General features: G+C 36.2%; 19 protein-coding genes. 1 reads left to right on the forward strand and 18 read right to left on the reverse strand.

Annotation, left to right across the window (positions count from 1 at the left end):
• Window positions 1–17: 17 nt before the first annotated feature.
• Window positions 18–2,837, forward strand: a complete 2,820-nt coding sequence (locus VBZ51_RS01680; protein WP_416575857.1) for an Npt1/Npt2 family nucleotide transporter — start codon at window positions 18–20, stop codon at window positions 2,835–2,837.
• 5 nt (window positions 2,838–2,842) lie between these two features.
• Here the strand turns inward: VBZ51_RS01680 and VBZ51_RS01685 are convergent, their stop codons facing one another.
• From VBZ51_RS01685 to aceB, 18 genes are all read right to left on the reverse strand, one after another.
• Window positions 2,843–3,388, reverse strand: a complete 546-nt coding sequence (locus VBZ51_RS01685) for a cupin domain-containing protein (protein WP_058103687.1) — start codon at window positions 3,386–3,388, stop codon at window positions 2,843–2,845.
• Window positions 3,389–3,462: 74 nt separating this feature from the next.
• Window positions 3,463–4,275, reverse strand: coding sequence for a helix-turn-helix domain-containing protein (locus VBZ51_RS01690; protein ID WP_058103688.1), 813 nt, complete (start codon window positions 4,273–4,275; stop codon window positions 3,463–3,465).
• A gap of 81 nt (window positions 4,276–4,356) precedes the next feature.
• Entirely contained in the window at window positions 4,357–6,984 is a 2,628-nt protein-coding gene (locus VBZ51_RS01695; RefSeq protein WP_416575858.1) for an MGH1-like glycoside hydrolase domain-containing protein, read from the reverse strand.
• 314 nt (window positions 6,985–7,298) lie between these two features.
• A complete protein-coding gene (locus VBZ51_RS01700) occupies window positions 7,299–7,676 on the reverse strand; it encodes a VOC family protein (RefSeq protein WP_416575859.1) in 378 nt (125 codons plus the stop codon).
• Between the two features lie 87 nt (window positions 7,677–7,763).
• A complete protein-coding gene (locus VBZ51_RS01705; RefSeq protein ID WP_416575860.1) occupies window positions 7,764–10,034 on the reverse strand; it encodes an ATP-binding protein in 2,271 nt (756 codons plus the stop codon).
• A gap of 214 nt (window positions 10,035–10,248) precedes the next feature.
• Window positions 10,249–10,779 carry a DUF4442 domain-containing protein gene (locus VBZ51_RS01710; RefSeq protein WP_416575861.1) on the reverse strand — a complete coding sequence of 177 codons (531 nt, stop codon included), beginning with the start codon at window positions 10,777–10,779 and terminating at the stop codon, window positions 10,249–10,251.
• Between the two features lie 96 nt (window positions 10,780–10,875).
• On the reverse strand, window positions 10,876–11,253 hold the full coding sequence (locus VBZ51_RS01715) for a DUF2200 domain-containing protein (protein WP_416575862.1): 378 nt from the start codon (window positions 11,251–11,253) through the stop codon (window positions 10,876–10,878).
• Between the two features lie 112 nt (window positions 11,254–11,365).
• The gene (locus tag VBZ51_RS01720; RefSeq protein WP_416575863.1) at window positions 11,366–11,905 is read right to left on the reverse strand and encodes a hypothetical protein; all 540 of its coding nucleotides are present in this window, start codon (window positions 11,903–11,905) and stop codon (window positions 11,366–11,368) included.
• A gap of 263 nt (window positions 11,906–12,168) precedes the next feature.
• Window positions 12,169–12,822, reverse strand: a complete 654-nt coding sequence (locus VBZ51_RS01725; protein ID WP_071341468.1) for a hypothetical protein — start codon at window positions 12,820–12,822, stop codon at window positions 12,169–12,171.
• 129 nt (window positions 12,823–12,951) lie between these two features.
• On the reverse strand, window positions 12,952–13,680 hold the full coding sequence (locus VBZ51_RS01730) for a haloacid dehalogenase type II (protein WP_416575864.1): 729 nt from the start codon (window positions 13,678–13,680) through the stop codon (window positions 12,952–12,954).
• Window positions 13,681–13,685: 5 nt separating this feature from the next.
• Window positions 13,686–14,039, reverse strand: a complete 354-nt coding sequence (locus tag VBZ51_RS01735; RefSeq protein ID WP_416575865.1) for a DoxX family protein — start codon at window positions 14,037–14,039, stop codon at window positions 13,686–13,688.
• Between the two features lie 20 nt (window positions 14,040–14,059).
• A complete protein-coding gene (locus VBZ51_RS01740) occupies window positions 14,060–14,704 on the reverse strand; it encodes a DsbA family oxidoreductase (RefSeq protein WP_416575866.1) in 645 nt (214 codons plus the stop codon).
• A gap of 3 nt (window positions 14,705–14,707) precedes the next feature.
• The gene (locus VBZ51_RS01745) at window positions 14,708–15,022 is read right to left on the reverse strand and encodes an EthD family reductase (protein WP_091606303.1); all 315 of its coding nucleotides are present in this window, start codon (window positions 15,020–15,022) and stop codon (window positions 14,708–14,710) included.
• Window positions 15,023–15,088: 66 nt separating this feature from the next.
• Window positions 15,089–16,081, reverse strand: a complete 993-nt coding sequence (gene gap, locus VBZ51_RS01750; protein WP_416575867.1) for a type I glyceraldehyde-3-phosphate dehydrogenase — start codon at window positions 16,079–16,081, stop codon at window positions 15,089–15,091.
• Window positions 16,082–16,182: 101 nt separating this feature from the next.
• Entirely contained in the window at window positions 16,183–16,731 is a 549-nt protein-coding gene (locus VBZ51_RS01755) for a carboxymuconolactone decarboxylase family protein (RefSeq protein ID WP_058103702.1), read from the reverse strand.
• 75 nt (window positions 16,732–16,806) lie between these two features.
• A complete protein-coding gene (locus VBZ51_RS01760; protein WP_416575868.1) occupies window positions 16,807–17,370 on the reverse strand; it encodes a TetR/AcrR family transcriptional regulator in 564 nt (187 codons plus the stop codon).
• 148 nt (window positions 17,371–17,518) lie between these two features.
• On the reverse strand, window positions 17,519–19,150 hold the full coding sequence (locus VBZ51_RS01765) for an isocitrate lyase (protein WP_416575869.1): 1,632 nt from the start codon (window positions 19,148–19,150) through the stop codon (window positions 17,519–17,521).
• Window positions 19,151–19,220: 70 nt separating this feature from the next.
• Window positions 19,221–20,819 (reverse strand): malate synthase A, encoded by a 1,599-nt coding sequence (gene aceB, locus VBZ51_RS01770; protein ID WP_416575870.1) that lies wholly within the window; start codon window positions 20,817–20,819, stop codon window positions 19,221–19,223.
• Window positions 20,820–20,913 lie beyond the last annotated feature (94 nt).

Raw genomic sequence — 20,913 nt, forward strand, 5'->3', positions numbered from 1 at the left:
CAGATGCCCATTTCTTGATGGTAGAAAGACTGATTAAAAAAATATTCGATGTACGTGAAGGCGAGTTCAAAGTTTCTCTTTGGATGCTCGCCTACATTTTTTTGGTCATAGCCGTATTACTGATCATAAAACCTACGGTAAACGCTCTTTTTCTTTCTGAACTAGGTGTTGAACAATTGCCTTTTGCCTTTTTATTGGTTGCCGTTACGGCGGTAGCCACCTCCTATTTTTACTCAAAGGCGGTATCAAAATACCCGCTTAAAAAAGTAATTGAGATTACCCTGATCAGTTCCATTATTATCATGATCGGTTTAGGCATTCTATTGTCATTTGAGGTAGTGAGTGGCGTTCTGTTGTATTTCTTCTACATCTGGGTAGCCATTTATGCCGTTTTATCCGCCTCTCAGTTTTGGGTATTGGCAAATTTGGTGTTCAATATTCGTGAGGCTAAAAGACTGTTTGGCTTTATAGGATCGGGAGCCATTATTGGTGGAATTTTTGGTGGATACTTAACTTCTATTCTAGCCCCTATAATTGGCAATGAAAACTTAATGTTCGTAGCCGCCCTGCTTCTATTTTTTTGCATTCCCCTTCTTCGTAATATTTGGAACATCCGCGTTAAAAAAAATGGTAGTGTAAAAAAACATAAATCTGCGACCAACCTTAGTGAACCGCCTTTAAAACTCATATTAAAATCCAAACATCTCACCTATATTGCCAGCATTGTAGCCGTGAGTGTCGTAGTCGCTAAATTGGTAGATTATTTGTTCAGTGATTTTGCATCGTCGTCTTTTACGGATGCCGATGAGCTTACCGCATTTTTTGCTTTTTGGTTTTCTACGTTCAATCTACTTTCGCTGATAATTCAGCTATTTTTCACCCATAGAATTGTGGGCATTTGGGGTGTAGGGTTTTCACTCTTATTATTGCCCATTGGTATATTTGGTGGTAGTATTTTGTTTTTAATGCTTCCTGAACTTTCTGCTGTTGTAGTCATTAAAGCGATGGATGGCATATTGAAACAATCCATACATAAAAGTGCCTCTGAACTGTTGACCTTGCCCTTACCTTTTGAGCTAAAAAACAAGACCAAATCATTTATTGATGTGGTGGTGGATAGTTTGGCTACAGGAATTGCCGGATGCCTTTTAATATTCGTTGTACGTGGGCTGGACCTACCCTCTTTTTACATTGGCATTCTTATAATTGCTTTGGTATGTCTTTGGCTCTATTTTATTTATAAAGTACGTATTGAATATTACAAAACGTTTAGAAACAATTTAGAAGTACTGACCGACTCTTATAAGAAAACCAAGAAGGTCACGGACACCAAAGTATCTGTGGTTGCAGGCATGCGCACCGTTTTTAAGAAAGGTACAGAAGAGCAAATTCTATTTATGTTGGATAAATTGATGGAAATCAATGACAAGAGATTCGCAGATGATGTAGAGTTGCTGTTAGAGCACCCAAGTAATAAAGTGAAGTTATCGGCTATACAGAATCTATACTTTTTAAATTCTAAAAGTATGACGGCAGAGGTATCCGAATTATTGAAAATTGATGACCGTGAATTGACCATTGCCACTTTGGCCTATATTCTAAGTTTCGCCCATAAAGACAAATCGTTCATATTTGATGCGTATCTAGAACACTCAAACGAGCGTATTGCGACCGCTGCCCTATATTGCTTAGCTAGAGCGGCAAAAAACAACTATTCTTTAAAACAGCGCTACTCACTATTGGACCGTATTTCTTTGGCACTGAAAACCATAGCATCTGACCAAAAAGACCTGCTACACGTTGCCTCAGTAATTGAAATATTGGGAGTAGCCAACTTGCCCATTTTCCACAACAGGTTGATTGCATTTTTACAACATGAAAATGAAGAAATCGTGAAAACCACCATAAAGGCTATAGGTGCGGCAACCGATCCAGAAATGGTACAGCACATTATTCCCTTTTTGGCAGAAAAGGCATTTAGACCAAAAGTACTGGAAGCCTTTAATGTATACGGACAGCAAATTTTGCCTATACTAAAGAACCATGTTGCAGAGCGCCGGCAACCTTTATCCGTATTACGATTTATACCGGTCGCAATGCAATCTTTCCATTCCAAGGAAGCCGTACATCACTTATTGGGTATTTTAAACCATGAAGACCTTACGGTTCGTTTAGAAGTAGTGAGGGCATTAAGTGCTATACGGACAACGCACCCGCAATTAAAATTTAATAAGTACAAGGTGGTATCGGTCATTTTTGACGAATGCAAACTGCATCACCAAACCTTATCCGCCATGCACACCCAAATCATTATTTCATATCGAAATAGAAATAAATCCAAAAAGGAAATTGGCGATGCAGAAAGAGATGCGCGCACCAGTCTTTTAGAGCTATTGGAACGCAGACTGGATTCTGGATTAGAACGGATTTTTAAACTTTTGGGATTACGTTATCAACAAAAAGATGTAGCTATTGCCTATGAAGGTTTACTGAGTCAGAAACAAGAAGCGCAACATAATGCCATAGAGTTTTTGGACAATCTTTTAACCGGTGAGCTAAAACGTAGATTGCTACCCATCATTGAGGAATCTGCCCTGGATATTTCTTCCGAAGAGGAGCTTCAAAAGATCAAACATAAAATACCAACGGAATTAGAATGTTTTAAACTTCTTTTACAGGGCAATGACCTTAAGATCAAACTTGCCGTATTGTATCTTATCGCACAACAAAAAGAACCAAGATATCTACATATAGTTGCCCAATATCTTGATGACCCGGACCCTAAAATTAAGAGTTTTGCACATATAGCCCATGAGGCCATGAACTCGGACAAATAACGCCATTACACAAAGGTAATACCTTGTTTAGCACAAATTTCCGCAACTTTCTCAAAATCCGGTGGTCCTGCAGGTAGTTCTGATAATTCTTGAAACATTATCTCTATGCCCGCAGGCAAAGCCGAGGTAATCATTTTTGCCTTTTGGCTACCCACTACTTTCCATGTATGCGGTACTCCTTTTGGCGCAAATGCAATATCACCTGCTTTTAAGACCGTACTCTCTCCATCAATCGCGATTTCTACTTCGCCTTCTACAACTCTAAAAATTTCATCTTCCTTTGTATGTACATGAGGCGGAATACCTACACCGGGTTCAACGTTATCTACCCACTCAAAGATTTGATTATTGGTTTCGCTGCCCAAAAGTTTATGGGTCTGTATATCTCCTATCACATTGAGCACCTCTCCATCGGCATCTCGTATAACCTTTGGGTCATTATAATTTAAAGTACCTACTTCATCATCTTGACTTTTACAGAAAATGAATCCTGAGCATAAAGCATAGCTAATACCTGCGCCTGATTTTTTAATAAAACTTTGTCTATCCATGATTCTATTTTTATGCCAAATTAGGCATAAACCACTGTGTCTAAAATGTGAAAATCACGGTATAAACCTTGAAATTAAGAACCAACGGACTTTCTTAATACCGAAGGCTTACTGCCTGTCTGTATTTTAAAGAAATAACTAAAATAATCTGGTGTAGAAAAACCTAACTCGTAACTAATTTCCTTTATAGTCTTGTTCGAGAATTTTAATGCATGTCTGGAACGAATCAATAATTGCTCAATTATAATGCTCTTTGAACTTACATTAAGCACTTCTTGAACGCATTCGTTCAAATACTTTGTAGAAATATTTAAGCGTGAGGCATAATAACCCACCTCATGAGAGACTTCTATATTTTGATCTACCAATTGTTTATAGGAGTATACAATGTTTGACTTGGTATGATTTTTTTCAATGATGGATTTAATGTTGCACTGACCATCACAGTATACAAAAAAGGTATTCAACAAAGAAATGAGGGCATCTTCTTTATTGTTCAAATGAGAACCCAAGAGTTCATCGATCATCTCTAAAATGGCTTGGGTACGTTTTTCAATACCGGGGCTTAATTTAAATAATGGCACCGAACCCGTATTAAATAGCCTTACCTTATTGATATGTAACTTACTTAGTAAAGGGTGACTTAATACTTCTTGCGACAATTGCAACAAGTACCCCGTATTGGAAGCTCCGTCTTTAATATGCAATTTCCAATGTACTTTTTTGTCCAAGAAGAAAATGGAGTTGGAAATATTGGCATAAAGGACACCATCTATTTCTATCCCTTTTATTTCATCTTTGATCCAGCAAACAGTATAGTCAGAAACATTTGAAGTGTGGGAAACATTTTTGACTATTTTCGATATATGTATAGTATCGGTTTTCATCAGTAAAATGTTGAATAATTAAAAAGGCTATGCAAAACACATAGCCAATACTCTAATATACAATATTTTAAATAAATAAACCTATGTATTCTGCTCCAGTTCCATAATTAGGTTTGCAATTAATGCTGTCCAACCTGTTTGGTGAGAAGCTCCAAGACCTTTACCTGAGTCGCCATCAAAAAACTCATAGAAGAAATGTTCATTTTTAAATTGCTCATTTTTCGTAAATAATTGCTGCTCATCTTCTGAGTGGTAGACAAATTTACCGTTCTCATTGGGCTCAAATAACTTAATAAGCCTTTTAGAAATCTCATTGGCAATTTCGTTCAAGTTCAGTTTTACACCTGATCCCGTTGGAAATTCATATACATATTGATCTCCGTAATACGAATAATACTTACGTAAAGATTGAACGATCATATAATTCAAAGGCAACCAAATTGGTCCGCGCCAATTAGAATTACCACCGAACATATTGGATTGACTTTCCCCAGATTCGTACGAAATTTGATGATGTCCGTTGTGTTGGAAAACATAGGGATGTTCTTCATGATATTTAGAAAGTGAGCGTATACCATAATAAGATAAGAATTCATTCTCATCCAATAAACGGAACAATAATTTCTCCAATCTAAACCCACGCATAATGGAGAACAGATAATTACCGTCTGAGTTGAACTCTTCAATATTGGAAATTAAAGACGCTAGATCAGGTCTGGTCCTAACAATTTCCGCAGCCCTTACTTTAAAATGTTTAAGCTCATCGAACAGATCCTTGTGAATGATCTCTACCGCGAACATTGGTATAATACCCACCAAAGATCTCACTTTTAAACGGTCTGTTTTACCATTGGCCATTTCTACCACATCATAGTAGAAATTATCTTCGTCATCCCAAAGTGAAATATCTTTTTGACCTATATGGTGCATTGCCCAGGCAATATTCAAAAAGTGTCTAAAGAACTTGGCAACACTATCCTCATAATTAGGGTTCACTGCCGCAAGTTCTAACGACATACGCAACATGTTTAAAGTAAACATGGCCATCCAGCTGGTTGCATCTGCCTGTTGCATACGTGTAATACCTTCTGGCATGTGGTTGCGATCAAATACACCAATATTATCCAGCCCTAAGAAACCGCCTTCAAAAAGGTTGGTTCCGCTTTTATCTTTTTGGTTGACCCACCACGTAAAATTGACCAGTAACTTATGATATGCTTTCTCTAGAAAGTTCACATCCCCCTTACCATTGCGTTTTTTATCCTTTTCGTAAACCGTCCAAACGGCCCAAGAATGTACTGGCGGATTTACATCACTGAAATTCCATTCGTAAGCGGGAATTTGACCGTTGGGATGCATGTAACTTTCTTTCAATACCAAAAGCAGTTGTTCTTTGGCAAAATAAGGGTCTATTTCTACGAATGAAGCCATATGAAAAGCAAGGTCCCAAGCGGCATACCAAGGATACTCCCACTTATCTGGCATTGAAATAACATGCCTATTCGTCAAATGTTCCCAGCGAGAGTTACGAGAATCCGTTCTATAAGGTTTTGGTTCTCCCGGACCACCAAAAAGCCATTTATATACATCATAGTAATAAAACTGCTTGGTCCATAATAAACCCGAAAAAGCTTTTCTGGCTATTTCTTGTTGCCCGGCCGGAAGTTCTTTCTTTAAGATATCACCATAAAAATCTTCACATTCTTTAATTCTTTTATCAAAGATAGCATCAAAACTACCCCAAGGATCATCAAGCTTTTTCTTGCTTAGGCGTACTTTAATGGTTTTTTCTTCTCCAGATTTTAATCGAAGTTTGTGCCAAACGGCAAATTTTGATCCTTTTTTATCTGGGTTTACGGTTGGCATACCATCTACCACATGATTATTAATACCGTCTTTTACATATTTTACCTCATTGGGTACATTATAAATACGCTCGTTATTGGTCTCATTCTCACAAAATAACTGATCTCCCTTTTCATGATAAAAATAATAGCGCCCATTTCTAGTACTACGCGATTGTACGGAATTATCTGAAATAGCCTTCATTTCAGGGCGCTCAAACCTACGGTTGTGCTTCCAAAAATTACGAAACCACAAATGCGGCAGTACATGGATATTTGCAGCTCTTGGTCCTCTATTTATGACGGTAACCTTCATTAAAATATCACCAACATCTTCTTTAGCGTATTCTATAAAACAGTCAAAATATGTATTGTTGGCAAATGCCTTGGTGTCTAATATTTCAAATTCTGGTTGTTCCCTATTTCTATTTCTGTTCTTTCTAACCAGCTCTGCATACGGAAACTTTTTATGTGGGTACTTATATAAATATTTGGCATATGAGTGCGTGGGTGTAGAAACTTGATGAAAATAAAGCTCCTTAACATCTTCACCATGATTACCTTCATCATTGGTCAACCCAAAAAGGCGTTCTTTTAAAATGGCATCTTTACCGTTCCAGAAGGCAGGTGCCAAGCATAATATTTCTCTAGAATCACAGAAACCTCCAATACCTTCTTCTCCCCACCTATACGCATTACTTCTGGCCTTATCGTGACCAACAAAACTCCACGCATGCCCTTGCGGACTATAATCTTCCCTAACAGTACCCCATTGCCGTTCAGCTAAATAAGGACCCCATCTTTTCCAATTTTTATAATTATCCGCTACGGCTAACCTTTCTTCCTCGGCGTTTTTAAAATTCATAGGGTTTTTTCAATTTTACTATTCCTTGATCTAAATGATTTAGTTTAGAAATAAATAGATGAATTAAGTTCTAAAATACTATTTGTTATAACATTTGAATGATTAACGTAGACATCAAATGAATAGTATTGTTCAATTATTACAATTACAGCACTATCAATGTCAACTTACTAAAAACAACTTGAATTATCTACCAACTACATAATGAAACATTACGGACCCCCTTTTTATATATACAACACATTGTTATAATTATACAATTTTATATGGTTTTATAAATGCAAAGGCAGTTCCTATTTGCTGAATTCAATGCTTTAATTAATTCGCCATGGCGGATTTAGCCTGTTTTCACCACCATAGAACAAAATGAGCTGGTTGCCATCGGGGTCTTTTAATCTTGCCTCTCTCCATAACCACCTCTCATCGGTAGGTTCTTTTTCAAATTGGATACCGTTCTCTTTAAGTGAGGCTACATGAGCATCTAGATCTTCACATTCAAAATAAACATAGACTCCATCTCCCTGTGGCAATGTTTCTGTTAGGTGAATGGAAAAAGTGGCATTACCATCCGGACACTCAAACCTTGCATAATTGGGAAGCGATTTTACTATTAATTTTAATCCTAATTTTTCATAAAAAAGAATAGCATTTTCAACATTTAAGGAAGGAACGGTTACCTGATTTAAATTCATAATTGTTAAATGTCTTTATCGGCTTCTAAAATAACGCATTCAAAACAATATGACCAACCGCTTTTCAAAGGAGCAATCTACCATGCATTATTGTATGGGCAAGTAAATAATAAAAGTAGCACCTTCCCCTTTTTTACTAACGGCATGAATATAACCATTGTGTTTTTCAACTATTTTTTTACAGATAGACAAACCTATACCCGTACCCGAATATTCGTTCTTAGAATGTAGTCTTTGAAAAACCTCAAAAATATTACTAGCAAATTCAGGATCAAAACCGATACCATTATCACGCAGGGAAATTTTATAATAATACTCGGCGTTCTTTACAAAGTTTTCGGCAATGGTATCACTTCTTAATTTCTCCGATACAATATGTACTTGGGGCGCAATATCTTTATTTCTATACTTGATGGAGTTACTGATCAAATTGGTAAATAATTGTTCAATTTTGAAAGGAATACCATATAACAGCGGTAAGCCGGAATATGAGATTTCTGTTTTTGTATCTTTTATCAATTGCGAAAGCTCGTCTTCAACTTTTTCAATTGTATCGTTTAATTCTATTTGCTCAAATTTAGAATTGATCTTGTCTATCCGTGAATACGATAATAGGTTTTGAATGAGCTCTCTCATTCTAAATGTAGCTGCCTTAATTTTATTGAAATAAGCTGAACCTGCATTGGGTGTCTTACCTTCTTCATCATCCTCTATGCGAGAAATAAACATCTGTATTTTCCTTAATGGCTCTTGTAGATCGTGGCTGGCTACCCTATTAAAAGACTCCAATTCTTCATTACTTTGTTTGAGCTTTTCATAGCTCTCAATAAGTTCTCTATCTTTTTCAATTCTACTTGTGATGTCTTGTACAATACCCACGGAAACCGGTCTATTGTCAATTTCCAAATTTCTCCCTTTTAGATCTAGATATCTAATTCCCTTATTTTTAGTGAAAACCCTATAAGTGAAAACCGTTGATTTACCGCTATCTTCAGTATTGGTCCCTAGAGATTCAAATATGGAAATATCATCTGCATGTACATACTCCTTATAGGCATCAAAAGTTACATCAAAACTATTGGGCTTAACCCCAAGTATTCTGTAGAAATTATCGGAAACCGTAGCACTACCGTCATCCAGGTACCAGATAAAACTACCCACACCTGCTACATTTTCCGCTTGTTTAAAAATGGTATTCTGCAGGCTAAGGTCCTCATTTAATTTTTGTAGAACCTTTTCAGCTTCTTTGACCTTGGTAGTATCCCACGCGGTGTTGGTGATACCATTGGCAGATTTTACAATAGTATTATGAATGTATTTCGTTTGGTTCTCAAACATGTAAACACTTTCATGTTCTTGTGTTTCTCCATTCAGGTAACAATCTTTCATTAATGAAAAAAGTCCGTTCTCATTTACCATAGGGTACTTATCTAAAAGCGAGCTACCTATAATATCTTCTTGTTCCGTACCTGTTACTTTCTCAATAGCGTCTGAGGTATATTTAAACTGAAAATCTACAATGTTCTTTTCACCATCCATTATAGGCTCAAAATGACTAATAACATTGTTAGAACTTTTATATACCCCTTTTAAAAACTCTTCAGTTTCCTGTAATTTTTTGTTCTGATTAAAAACCTGATTGTTAACCTCTTGAATCTCTCCTTTTTGTTTGTAAATACTAATAAAGCCAATTAGAAAAATACCTAAAGCGGTAATAGCTACCAATAATGATGACATAGGTGTCAAAAATGATTGAGAAGTGTATTCCTCTTTACGGGCCACCATTAAATAATTCTCTTCGGATAGCATTCTCTCTTTAAGAATCTGAGATTCCTCTACAATTTTAGAGATTCTACCAATACGCTGATACCTTTTGCTTGCCAAGTTGATCTCTACACTATCCTTAGCTTCTATATTATCAATGACAGCAATACTATCTGTAGACTCTACCGTATTTACCTCACTACTAATTTTATCGCACAATTGTTCCAAGACCTTTACACGCTCTTGTTGGGCCTGGTTATCTGAAGTTAGCTGCTTTAACCTCTCTAGAGTCTGCTCCATTTCTGAAACTACAATACCACTTAAGTTGCTACTATCCTCTTTTAAAAGAACCTTTAGTTGTAAGGATTCCAGCTCTTGAAATTTAGCCGAAAGTTCTACAATAGTACGCTGCACCTCTAATGTATGCGCAACCATATCTCCGGTTTCATGAAGTCTATTTACCTGCTTGTAACCTACGCTCACCGTATACAATAGAAGCCCTATAGCCAAAATTAACAGTACAACATATGTTTTTGCGGAAGCGATTAGGGCTTTCAACTTCATCATGGTCTCTTTTGAGAATAAGGTTGTCATTTTTAGCATCAGTTTAAAAGGGGGTATTACCGACCATTAAAATTTCAATCAATGAATATACCTTAATTTAACACTAGAAAACCAAATTAATCCTAAAAAATTCAAATGATTTTTAACTCAAAAAATTTTGACCAGTCTATAAAAATTAGGTTGAGATTGTTAATTTTAGTTGAAATAAACTCAACACAAATTACATCGCTCCTACAATTTAAAACTACCCTTTTTTAGATTTCTTTTTACGCTTCGCCTTATAAAATTCCTTATCGGCTACATAAATGGTTTTATGAACCTCGCAGAATACTTGAGTCTTTTCTTTATTGGTAAGATGGGTGGTTTTTAAAACCTCCCATTCTTGGTGTGTAGCTACCTTAATCTTTATTTCTTCGAGCTCATTCTTGGAGAAAACAAAATCTGCATACAAATCTTCTTTTGCTGGTCTTTTGAATTTTATTTCGGCAGATTTATCCCAAACCACAAAATCATCACCGATCAAATTCATTAATTGAACCATAGGTATGGGATCCACCGCTGCAAACATACTACCGCCAAATATGGAATTAACATAATTCTTGTTTTTCCAGCTGATCGGTAGCTTAATAGTAATGCTTAAGAGGTCATCTGAAACATTGATTATTTTCGCCGTACTTCTTTTGTACATAGGCGATAAATTGAAACCATACTTAAAAAGCTTACTTTGTGGAAAGAACTTAGAACCTATTTGAGATATCTTTTGATAAACCGACATGCCAATTATTTTAAGACAAATCTATTAAACATTTTGACAAATACTTTAAGGCAATTATACTCAATGAACCATAAAATAGCTTCCTATAAAATTCAGCTATTTCTTTTCTACACGTAAAATTTTTTCCATTTTACGTCCTTTGGCCAACTCATCAATTAGCTTTTCCATTTGCCTGCATCGTTTGTAGACTTCAAACTCATCCTCTATTTCCTCAATACGATAACCACATACCACACCTTTGATCAAATGTGCATTAGGGTGAATTTTAGCTTTTTGAAAAAACACTTCAAAAGTCACTTTTTCATCAATAAACGTCTGAACCATTTTGTTATCAAAACCGGTAAGCCATTCTATTACTTGATCAAGTTCTTGTTTTGTTCGTCCGTTCTTTTCTAATCTAGCCAAATAAAGTGGGTAAATAGATGCAAAAATCATATTTGCAACCTTTTCATTTTTCTCTGGTGTTACCTTCATAATTACAAGTATTGACTCATGACTTCTTAAAACTCATTACTATCCTTCCATTTAATAATTCAATTTACGAAATCACTTTAAAAAATATATTCACTGCTAATTTGAAATCTAGTTATTTCAGGCAATTAATTAATTCTAAAATATTCTCTTGCGTATATTCTCCAGCTTTTTTCTTAAACTCTCCACTTTCATTAACGACAACAATTCCATAACAAGCTTTGCTTTTAGAAAAAAAGTTATTTAATACAAAAGAATTGACATCCTCAAAATGAGCTTTAGAATCAATAATCTTTTTTGCCTTCTTTTTATCTGAATATACAAACACGTTGTGCACGTTAACTAATTTCATTTTAGCATAATAACTAGTCCACCATGTAGAAGATTTTTTTAAATCTGAATAATTATTATAATGACAACTGCTTTTTGGCATTCTAAAATTAATAATCAAGAACTCTTTAGAAATCCAATTGTAGTTTTCTTTGATAGACTTCAATTCAGTTTCAGTCAATTTTTCTTTAGAACCATTTTTTTCTAACTTCTTAAAACTTAAGAGCGCTACTGCCAATATTATAAATAACAATATTTTTTTCATGTTTAAAAAAGATTTGATCAATTGCGCATTGGCGTAATCATCAATGATTCCTATTTTCACCAAAAGATAGCAATTTAAATGACTAACATCTAGTAATATTTTGGCGAGGTCCTTATGATGGTACACAATATGTGATTTTAGGTTTTAAGAATATTTAAAATGTTTTTTATTAATTTAACAAAGGTTTTTACCAAATGTGATGGGAGATTAACAGTATTTTCTTTGAACGGATTAACTTTTTAAATCACTTTCGGTAAATAAATTGAATAAAAAAGCCAGTATTTTAAAAATACTGGCTTTTTATTTTAAAAGAAAGTGTAATGCTACTCTTCTCCTAACTCTGTTATTTTTTTCTCGTACAGTTTTTTACTTTCTACAACAGCAACGTTCAGCTCGCTCATTATTCCATCTACACGACCTTCAATGCTTTTCATTTGATCATTGATATTATCAAAAGAATTAAGTGCTGCAGCTACCTCCAATGCTTTAACTACCTCAACGGCATCGCCATGCAGTAATCTTAATTTATCAATCGCTTTAGAGGTATTGGCTAGTGTACCATTATATTTTGTACGTGCTTTTTCAATTGCCCCTAACAAGGTTTTTTTACTGGTCTCATCGCTTAAGCTATTGGTTTGGGTTTCCATAGCCGTAAATAAATTGGAAGCTTTTTCCTTTAAGTCTTCATATTCCTTCGTCAGGTTTTTAACCCTACGGTCCACTTTCTCCCAGTCTCCATACACTTTTGCAAATTCCTTATCTTCATTTTTAGTATCCTCTAAGGCACTCTTTAATGCATTTAAGGATTCCAGACCTTTGTTCACATTTTTGTTTGCGGTTTCCTTTTTGTTCTCAAAAGCATTTACCTGCGATTTAAATTTATCCTTTAAACGAATTAGGTCTTCCGGACTTTTATCTTTCCAACAAGAAATTAATGAAATGGCAACGAATGCAATTACTAGTGTTCTTTTAAACATATGTATACGCTTTAGTTAATGGTGCGTCAAATATACATAATCTGTCCACTTTTTATTTTGACACCTTATATAAAACAACAGCACCGTACAATGTACGGTGCTGTTGTTTACATTATTTTGACCAGACCATTAATCATAAGTCATTAATGTTTTGGCTACTTGTAGCAGATTGTCTTCAAAAATTTCTGTTTGTTTAGCCAAAGGAAAGGGTTGTTGCCCAGGTCTATTTACAAAGGCTGCCCGCCAGCCTGCCCATTGTGCACCTGCCACATCCCAGCCATGGGCGGCAATCAGCATGCACTCATTGTGGAGTACGCCCATTTTTTGGGCTCCCCAAGTATAGGTTTCCGTAAATGGTTTAAATTTTCCGGTTTCCTCAACACTCAAAAGTTCATCAAAATACTCGGTTAGCCCGGCATGTTCAAATTGCTTCTTTAATAATATCTTAGAAGAATTGGTAAACGCTACCAACTTGTATTCTGCCGCTTTTAACTTTATAAGCGCCTCTTTTACTTCTGGATGTGCAGGTAAATTACTTATGGACTCGCCTATTAACCTACGAGCATTATCTTTTGAAATTTCAATGTTATGATTTGCCGCTACCATTTGTAATGCCGCCGCTCCAATATGACCGAACGGTTCATAAGTTCCACTGGCGGAAACTACCAATGAATATTGTAGCATGGTGGTAAACCAAAGCGGTAATAAATCTTCCCTACCGCCTAATGCATTACCTACTTCTTTTTTAACTGCGCTAAGATCCAATAGGGTTTCATTTACATCAAAGAACAAGACTTTAGGACGAATACCCTTTAATGACCCATCTACCATAGTTTTATGTATTTCCCTATTGTTCATTTCCATTATACCTTTTTACTAAAGATATATGAAATGATCAATGAAAGCAAGGCAATAACGGCTGCCGTCTGTTCACCATCACCTACCATTATATGCGCAAAAAATGCCAGTACAACGGCAAAGAAAAATGCGGCATACGCCCATTCTTTAATCAAGTAAAACTTTGGATTCCAAATAGCGAACAAGCCTATTAGTTTAGCCGTAGCGTACGGATAAATTAAATAGGTTGGGTAGCCCAAACTTTGAAAAGCCGTTTTCACGTAATCATGATTAAAAAAATACATGCTTGCAGAAAATAGCATTACCAAGGTAAAAATACCTGTGGCTACGTAGTATATAATTTTATTTGAAATATTCATGATTCAAAAGTTTATTTGGTTTATTCGGAAATAAGTTCTCCCAGTACTTGCTTAAAAGTAGCTACAGGTTGCGCACCCGTTACGGCACTTTTCATGTTAAAAACTATAGTAGGTACTGAATTAACACCCAAATTCTTCCATTCGCCCTGCTTGTTTCTTACCTCGTATCTAGCTTCTTCATTATCTAACCTGGCCAATGCTTCATCTGCATTTAAACCAACATCTAGTAACGCTTGCTTTAAAACATCTTTATCAGATACATCTTTTCGCTCACCAAAAAACGAATTCATTAGTCGCAATTTCAGTTCGGTCTGTTTATCAAAATCTTTGGCATATTCCAATAGCACATGAGCATCAAAAGTGTTTGCCATACGCATACCTTCAAAATAGTCGAATTTGAATCCTAGTTCTTCTCCGATATCAGTCATGTTTTCACGCGATTCCTGTTGCTGTTCTAAAGTAGAACCATACTTTTCGGTAATATGTTCGGTCAGATCTTGACCTTCTGGCGGCATACCCGGATTCAGTTCAAACGGTTGCCATTCAATTTCTACTTGGTCCTCAATTCCCAGTTCTTCAATTGCTTTTTCCAAACGTTTATACCCAATGGCACACCAAGGGCAAACTACATCAGATACAATATCTATTTTCAATTTCTCTTTCATCACTTAAAATGTAATCAAATTACTAATTTGAATTTCACCTTGCACATTACTATAGTTCTTGACATCCGCTGCAAATGTTGCCGCATGCGGACCAAAAGCAGCTTGAAATGAAGCTACATCATCAAATTTTAAATGAGCAATGGCTACGTATGGCGCAGCATCGCCCGGTGCTCTGCCTCCAACACCTAAATCCAATTCCAATTCTTTCAATGCACTGCCCACTAATTTTTGAACCATTGGCAAGTGTGTGTTCTTATAATATTCCGTGTCGAACTTTACGCCTTCGCTATTCGGATACATTACGGATACTTTTATCATGTTGTTTGTTATTTAAGTTGATAAATAAAGATAGCCAATCTTTTATGTCAAGATTAGCTATCTAATTTAGTTTTCTGCCAAAATTTGACGTATCATTTGATTGGTGAATCCCCATTCGTTATCGTACCAGGTCATCACTTTCAACAAATCGCCATCTACTACCCTGGTCATCCCCAAATCTACGGTAGACGCATGCGGATTCTTTACAATATCAGAAGAAACCAAAGGTTGATCTGTAGTATCCAAAATATTCTTATACCTATCCGTAGCCGCTTCCTCTTTAAAAATAGCATTTACTTCTTCAGGAGTTACTTCACGTTCTGTAACAAAAGTTAAGTCTGACATTGACCCAACAGGAATTGGCACACGTAGTGCAACACCATCAAACTTACCCGCAAATTCCGGTAATGCCTTTGTTGTTGCAATTGCCGCACCTGTTGACGTAGGTACAATGTTAGCGGCACCCGCACGACCCATTCTAAAATTCTTTTGTGAAGGCGCATCTACAATACCTTGAGATGCAGTATACGCATGTACGGTAGTCATTATGGCTTTTTTAATACCCACTCTACGCCCTAATATTTCTACAACCGGGCTAATGTTATTGGTAGTACAACTGGCACATGAGAAAATATTGGTCTCACCTGCATCCGTATTTACACCGTGTACAACCGTTGGTATATCTTCACTTTTAGTAGGTGCAGATATAATAACGGATTTAGCACCAGCTTTAATATGTTTTTTGGCATCTTCACTCTTGGTAAAGAAACCGGTACTTTCTATTACAACATCAATTTCGTGTTCTGCCCAAGGCAAATCTTCAGGATTGCGTTGCGAATTATATTGAATTTTTTTTCCATCAATGATCAAATTGTTCTCATCATGCGTAACCTCTTTTTCATAAATTCCATAAACCGAATCATACTTTAATAAATAAGCTATATTCTCTATGGAAACAATGTCGTTTACCGCTACTAAGTCTAACTCTGGATTATCCAAAATTACCTTTAAAGAAGCGCGACCTATACGCCCCATTCCGTTTATTGCTATTTTTTTCATTTTGATGTATTTAGGTTATTAAAATTAAATAGCCCTCTGCCTTAAGACAGAAGGCTATCAACAATCAATCAACAAATGGTTTCGGGGAACTTGAAACCAAATTATTTAGACCATTCAAATTTCTTGAAAGGTTCATCTACTGGTGTATGTGCAATATGATTTGTATAGTTACTGATTACCTTTTGTGATAATCCTAGGATAATTTCCAATACTTGTTGCTCACCATAACCTGCAGCGTAAAAAGCATCAAGGTCCTCTTGTGTTACATTACCACGGTTACGCACAATGGTCAAAGTCATTGTTCTTAAGGCCTCTAATTTTGCATCGGCCAACGGTGTTTCATTACGTAATGCTTCTGTAATGGCATCATCAACTTTCATCATTTTGGCGATACCAGTATGTGCCGGTACACAGTAGTGACATGCATGCTCTACGTTTATCGTTTGCCAAACCACAGTCAATTCTTCTTCATTGAAAGAAGTTTCAGTAAATAATTGGTGTAACGTTTGGTATGCTTCCAAAATTTTTGGTGATGCCGCCAATACCCCGTGAAGACCAGGAATCATTCCAAATGACTTTTGAGAATTTTCTAATAATGGCTTACTACCTTCAGGTGCAGATTCAATGTTGTGTACTTTTAAAGTTGTCATACTCTTTCTAATTTTAATGTTTATTATAGTTATGTTAAATCTAAGCAATCGCTTAGTTATTGTTCAAAAAAAATGTTATAAGTGTAAAAACGTAATTTTAATAATGCCCTTTAATTCCTCCTCATTAAATACTTTAGATGAAATTGATAGACCTAAAAGAGCGTTCATTAAATAGTCTGCTTGCGCTTCTATTTCTTTTACATCCCTTTGGTCGTCTTGTTTTAGATTCCTTACAAACAATTTTCTAATATTTAATGAAAACCGTTTTAATGCGGCCATGATTACCGGATTAGTATCTTCTTTGATCTCATTTACCGTATTGGTTACCAAGCAACCTTTAAAAATGGCTCCTTCCCTAGAGAAATCTAGAAAATCCAAAAAATAATTTTTAATACCCTCTACTCCATTAGTAGAGTTTTCCAAGATATTAGTTATAGACTTGATCTTTGCATTATAAAGTTTAATGCTCTCTAGAAAAACACCCTCTTTATTCTTAAAACTGGCATAAATGGAAAACTGATTAATACCCATTTCTTTCTCCAACATACGAACGGAAGTACTTTCATAGCCATTACGCCAGAACAGACGCATAGCCTTTTCTATGACCTCAGCTTCGTTATATTGTTTTTTGCGTGCCATTAATTCTAATTACACTACAAAACTAAGCAAGTGCTTTGTTATAAAAAAATATTTAACTTGGTTTTAGTACATTGATAATTTAAAACAAAAAAAAATGAGTCAACCCGTAGGTTGACCCATTTAAGGAAAGTTAGCAAAACCACAAATATTAAGACAAAACACCTACTTCTTTTTCTCTTTTTTTACTTTTGGCACCGGCATCAAACTGGTTAGACGTATTCTTTTCGCCACCTGCTTTTAAAGCTTTATCGCCCGCAAAGAAAGATTTGTGATCGTCACCAAGATCAGACCCAGCCATTCTTTGATGTTTTACACAAGAAACACCTTTACGAATTTCTTGTCTTTGCACTCCCTTCACATATGCCAGCATACTTTCTTCACCAAAATAACCCTTGGTAAGGTCACTCATATGTAAAGCCGTAGTATGATATGTTGGTAGTGTAATTAGGTGGTGAAAAATACCGGCATCTCTAGCCCCATCTACCTGAAAGCTTCTAATTTTACGATCTGCCCTGTAAGACAGCTCAGTATCATCATACTCCTCTGCCATTAAATTATTTCTATCATATTCGGTCATGTTCTCACCTTCGGCAAGCATTTCATCATACGCTTGATTACGGAAATTCAATGTCCAGTTGAATGATGGAGAATTATTGTAAACCAATTTTGCATTAGGTACTACAGCTCTAATTCTGTTTACCATATGGGCAATCTGTTTTACATTAGGTGTTGGTGTCTCTATCCACAGTAAATCTGCACCATTTTGCAAACTGGTAACACAATCTAAAACTACCCTATCTATATTAGTACCATCTCTAAATTTATACAATCCGTTTGGTAAGCGAACCGGTCTCACCAATTTACCGTCTCTTTTTAATAGTACATCATCTTCACGAGCCTCTGAAATCGCAATTTCCTCTGCCTCTACAAAAGCTAAATATTGTGAAGCTAAATCACCCGGCTCTTGGCTTACCGGCAATTTCTGGGTAAGTCCCGCACCTTCAGAATCCGTTCTTGCTACGATCACCCCATCGTCAATTCCCAATTCAATAAAAGCATATCGTACTGCATTTAGTTTTGCTACGAAATCTTCATGAGGTACGGTTACTTTACCATCTTGATGTCCACATTGTTTAGCATCTGACACCTGATTTTCTATTTGTATGGCACATGCACCCGCTTGTATCATTTTTTTAGCCAATAAATAAGTAGCCTCTTCATTACCAAAACCAGCATCTATATCGGCAATTATGGGTACAATATGGGTTTCATAATTATCGATTTCATCTTGAACGTCTTCCCCTTTCTCCAATCTTCTGAACAAATCGTTCAATTCAATAGCATCTGCCTGACGTAAAAAATCATAGATTTCCGCAATTAGACCAGAAACTGCAGTCTTCTCGTGCATAGATTGATCTGGTAATGGTCCAAATTCTGAACGCAAGGCCGCCACCATCCAACCAGAAAGGTATAGGTATCTTTTATTTGTAGTTTTGTGATGTTTCTTTACGGCAATCATTTTTTGCTGAGCCACAAAACCATGCCAGCAACCTAAAGATTGTGTATAGTTAGACGGGTCTACATCATAATCCGCCATGTCCTTTCTCATAATGTCAGCTGTATATTTTGCAATATCCAAACCGGTTTTAAAACGGTTTTGAGCGACCATTCTAGCAGCATTTTCAGGGTTGATGTCATTCCAAGTATCCCCGTACTTTTGCTTTAGATTTCTTACAGTCTCCAATGCCGAACTGTACATGCTTTGTTCTAAATTTTTCATAATTTTGAATTACGTTATTATTAATAATGAGATCCTGTACATTGTTGCCGCAATGGCAGGATCGTTTTATTTAAATGAATTTATAGGCAGGTAAGGTCAAGAATTCTTCGAAATCATCTGAAACCACCAGCTCATCGAATAACTCTATAGCCAACTCAAATTTGGTGTTCTTCATATTATTTTCACCAACCACGGTAACTAGCTTTTCAACCTCATCATCGAATATCGTTGTAAACAAATCACTATTCAATTGGCGCCCATCGGCAAGAATAACTTCATTCTTCAACCAATGCCATACTTGCGTTCTCGATATTTCAGCCGTTGCGGCATCTTCCATTAAATTATATAGTGCCACTGCACCATGTCCCCTTAACCAAGCTTCGGTGTACAAAATACCTACGTTGATATTTTTCCTTATTCCGGATTCCGTAATAGTTCCTCTTGGGATCTCAACCAAATCCTCCTCCGTCACGTTTACATCTTCACGTAAAACATGCATTTGGTTTGGTGTAGGCATGTGCTTATTAAATTCGCTCATAGCAACCTCTACTAGTGCAGGGTGTGCTACCCATGTACCATCATGACCATTTTGTACTTCGCGCTCCTTATCTTTTCGCACTTTCTCCAAAGCTTCCGCATTGGCTTTATCATTGTTCTTGATAGGGATTTGAGCCGCCATACCGCCAATAGCAAGTATGCCACGCTTATGACATCTTTGAACGACCAATTTTGCATAGGCATCCATAAACGGGGTAGTCATAGTAACCTGATCTCTATTGGGCACCACAAACCCAGGGTGGTTTCTAAACTTTTTAATGTATGAGAAAATATAATCCCAACGACCACAATTCAATCCTACGATATGATCTTTCAATTCAAAAATGATTTCGTCCAATTGAAAACTAGCGGTAATGGTCTCTACCAAAACAGTTGCTTTAAATGTACCTTTTGGCACGTTTAGATACTCTTGGGCATATTCAAAAACCTCATTCCACCAACGAGCTTCTGTATAGTGCTCTAATTTTGGAAGGTAGAAATAAGGTGCCGTTCCTTTTTCCATCATGGTCTTGGTGTTATGAAAAACGTACAACCCAAAATCTACCAAACTTCCAGAAGCCTCTTCTTCATTAATCAACAAGTGTCTTTCATTTAAGTGCAAACCTCTTGGTCTCACTAAAAGCACAGCCGTTTCTTCATTTAATCGGTATGATTTCCCCCTCTTTGTATCTGTTAAACTAATGGTCTTTGTATTGGCATCCATTAAATTCTGTTGCCCTTCAATACTGTTTTTCCAACTAGGAGAATTACTATCCTCCAAATCTGCCATAAATGTTTTAGCTCCGGAATTTAAAGCATTAATAATCATCTTACGATCAACCGGACCGGTAATTTCCACTCTTCTATCCTGTAAATCTTCTGGTATACCTCCTGCAGTCCAAACTCCCTCACGAATAGTTTTCGTCTCTTTTGGAAATTGTGGAAACTTACCACTATCAAAGACTTCTTGCTGGACTTCACGGTTTTTAAGCAACTGTAATCTCTTCTCATTAAAGTTTTCATGGAGTGCCGTAAGAAACGCTAAAGCGTTGTCTGTTAAAATCTCAGGATAGTAATGCTGAACCTGATTCGCGAACTGAATTTTCGGATGTTTTAAAATCGTGTTTTCCATTATTAAAAGTTTTTGTTGACACAATGATAAAATAAAATATTTTACAAAACAAGCGAACGTTCGCTAAATAGATAAAATTCACTTTATTTCTGAT

The organism is Maribacter sp. HS, from assembly GCF_048059195.1.
GTDB lineage: Bacteria > Bacteroidota > Bacteroidia > Flavobacteriales > Flavobacteriaceae > Maribacter > Maribacter dokdonensis.

What these genes read in the sequence shown, in the direction of transcription:
- VBZ51_RS01695 (WP_416575858.1), bottom strand. Translation starts at nt 6,984, where the DNA reads ATGAATTTTAAAAACGCCGAGGAAGAAAGGTTAGCCGTAGCGGATAAT.
- VBZ51_RS01765 (WP_416575869.1), bottom strand. Translation starts at nt 19,150, where the DNA reads ATGAAAAATTTAGAACAAAGCATGTACAGTTCGGCATTGGAGACTGTA.
- VBZ51_RS01745 (WP_091606303.1), bottom strand. Translation starts at nt 15,022, where the DNA reads ATGATAAAAGTATCCGTAATGTATCCGAATAGCGAAGGCGTAAAGTTC.
- VBZ51_RS01690 (WP_058103688.1), bottom strand. Translation starts at nt 4,275, where the DNA reads ATGAAAACCGATACTATACATATATCGAAAATAGTCAAAAATGTTTCC.
- VBZ51_RS01760 (WP_416575868.1), bottom strand. Translation starts at nt 17,370, where the DNA reads ATGGCACGCAAAAAACAATATAACGAAGCTGAGGTCATAGAAAAGGCT.
- VBZ51_RS01740 (WP_416575866.1), bottom strand. Translation starts at nt 14,704, where the DNA reads ATGAAAGAGAAATTGAAAATAGATATTGTATCTGATGTAGTTTGCCCT.
- VBZ51_RS01735 (WP_416575865.1), bottom strand. Translation starts at nt 14,039, where the DNA reads ATGAATATTTCAAATAAAATTATATACTACGTAGCCACAGGTATTTTT.
- VBZ51_RS01705 (WP_416575860.1), bottom strand. Translation starts at nt 10,034, where the DNA reads ATGACAACCTTATTCTCAAAAGAGACCATGATGAAGTTGAAAGCCCTA.
- VBZ51_RS01685 (WP_058103687.1), bottom strand. Translation starts at nt 3,388, where the DNA reads ATGGATAGACAAAGTTTTATTAAAAAATCAGGCGCAGGTATTAGCTAT.
- VBZ51_RS01725 (WP_071341468.1), bottom strand. Translation starts at nt 12,822, where the DNA reads ATGTTTAAAAGAACACTAGTAATTGCATTCGTTGCCATTTCATTAATT.
- VBZ51_RS01680 (WP_416575857.1), top strand. Translation starts at nt 18, where the DNA reads ATGGTAGAAAGACTGATTAAAAAAATATTCGATGTACGTGAAGGCGAG.
- VBZ51_RS01710 (WP_416575861.1), bottom strand. Translation starts at nt 10,779, where the DNA reads ATGTCGGTTTATCAAAAGATATCTCAAATAGGTTCTAAGTTCTTTCCA.
- VBZ51_RS01730 (WP_416575864.1), bottom strand. Translation starts at nt 13,680, where the DNA reads ATGAACAATAGGGAAATACATAAAACTATGGTAGATGGGTCATTAAAG.
- gap (WP_416575867.1), bottom strand. Translation starts at nt 16,081, where the DNA reads ATGAAAAAAATAGCAATAAACGGAATGGGGCGTATAGGTCGCGCTTCT.
- VBZ51_RS01715 (WP_416575862.1), bottom strand. Translation starts at nt 11,253, where the DNA reads ATGAAGGTAACACCAGAGAAAAATGAAAAGGTTGCAAATATGATTTTT.
- aceB (WP_416575870.1), bottom strand. Translation starts at nt 20,819, where the DNA reads ATGGAAAACACGATTTTAAAACATCCGAAAATTCAGTTCGCGAATCAG.
- VBZ51_RS01700 (WP_416575859.1), bottom strand. Translation starts at nt 7,676, where the DNA reads ATGAATTTAAATCAGGTAACCGTTCCTTCCTTAAATGTTGAAAATGCT.
- VBZ51_RS01755 (WP_058103702.1), bottom strand. Translation starts at nt 16,731, where the DNA reads ATGACAACTTTAAAAGTACACAACATTGAATCTGCACCTGAAGGTAGT.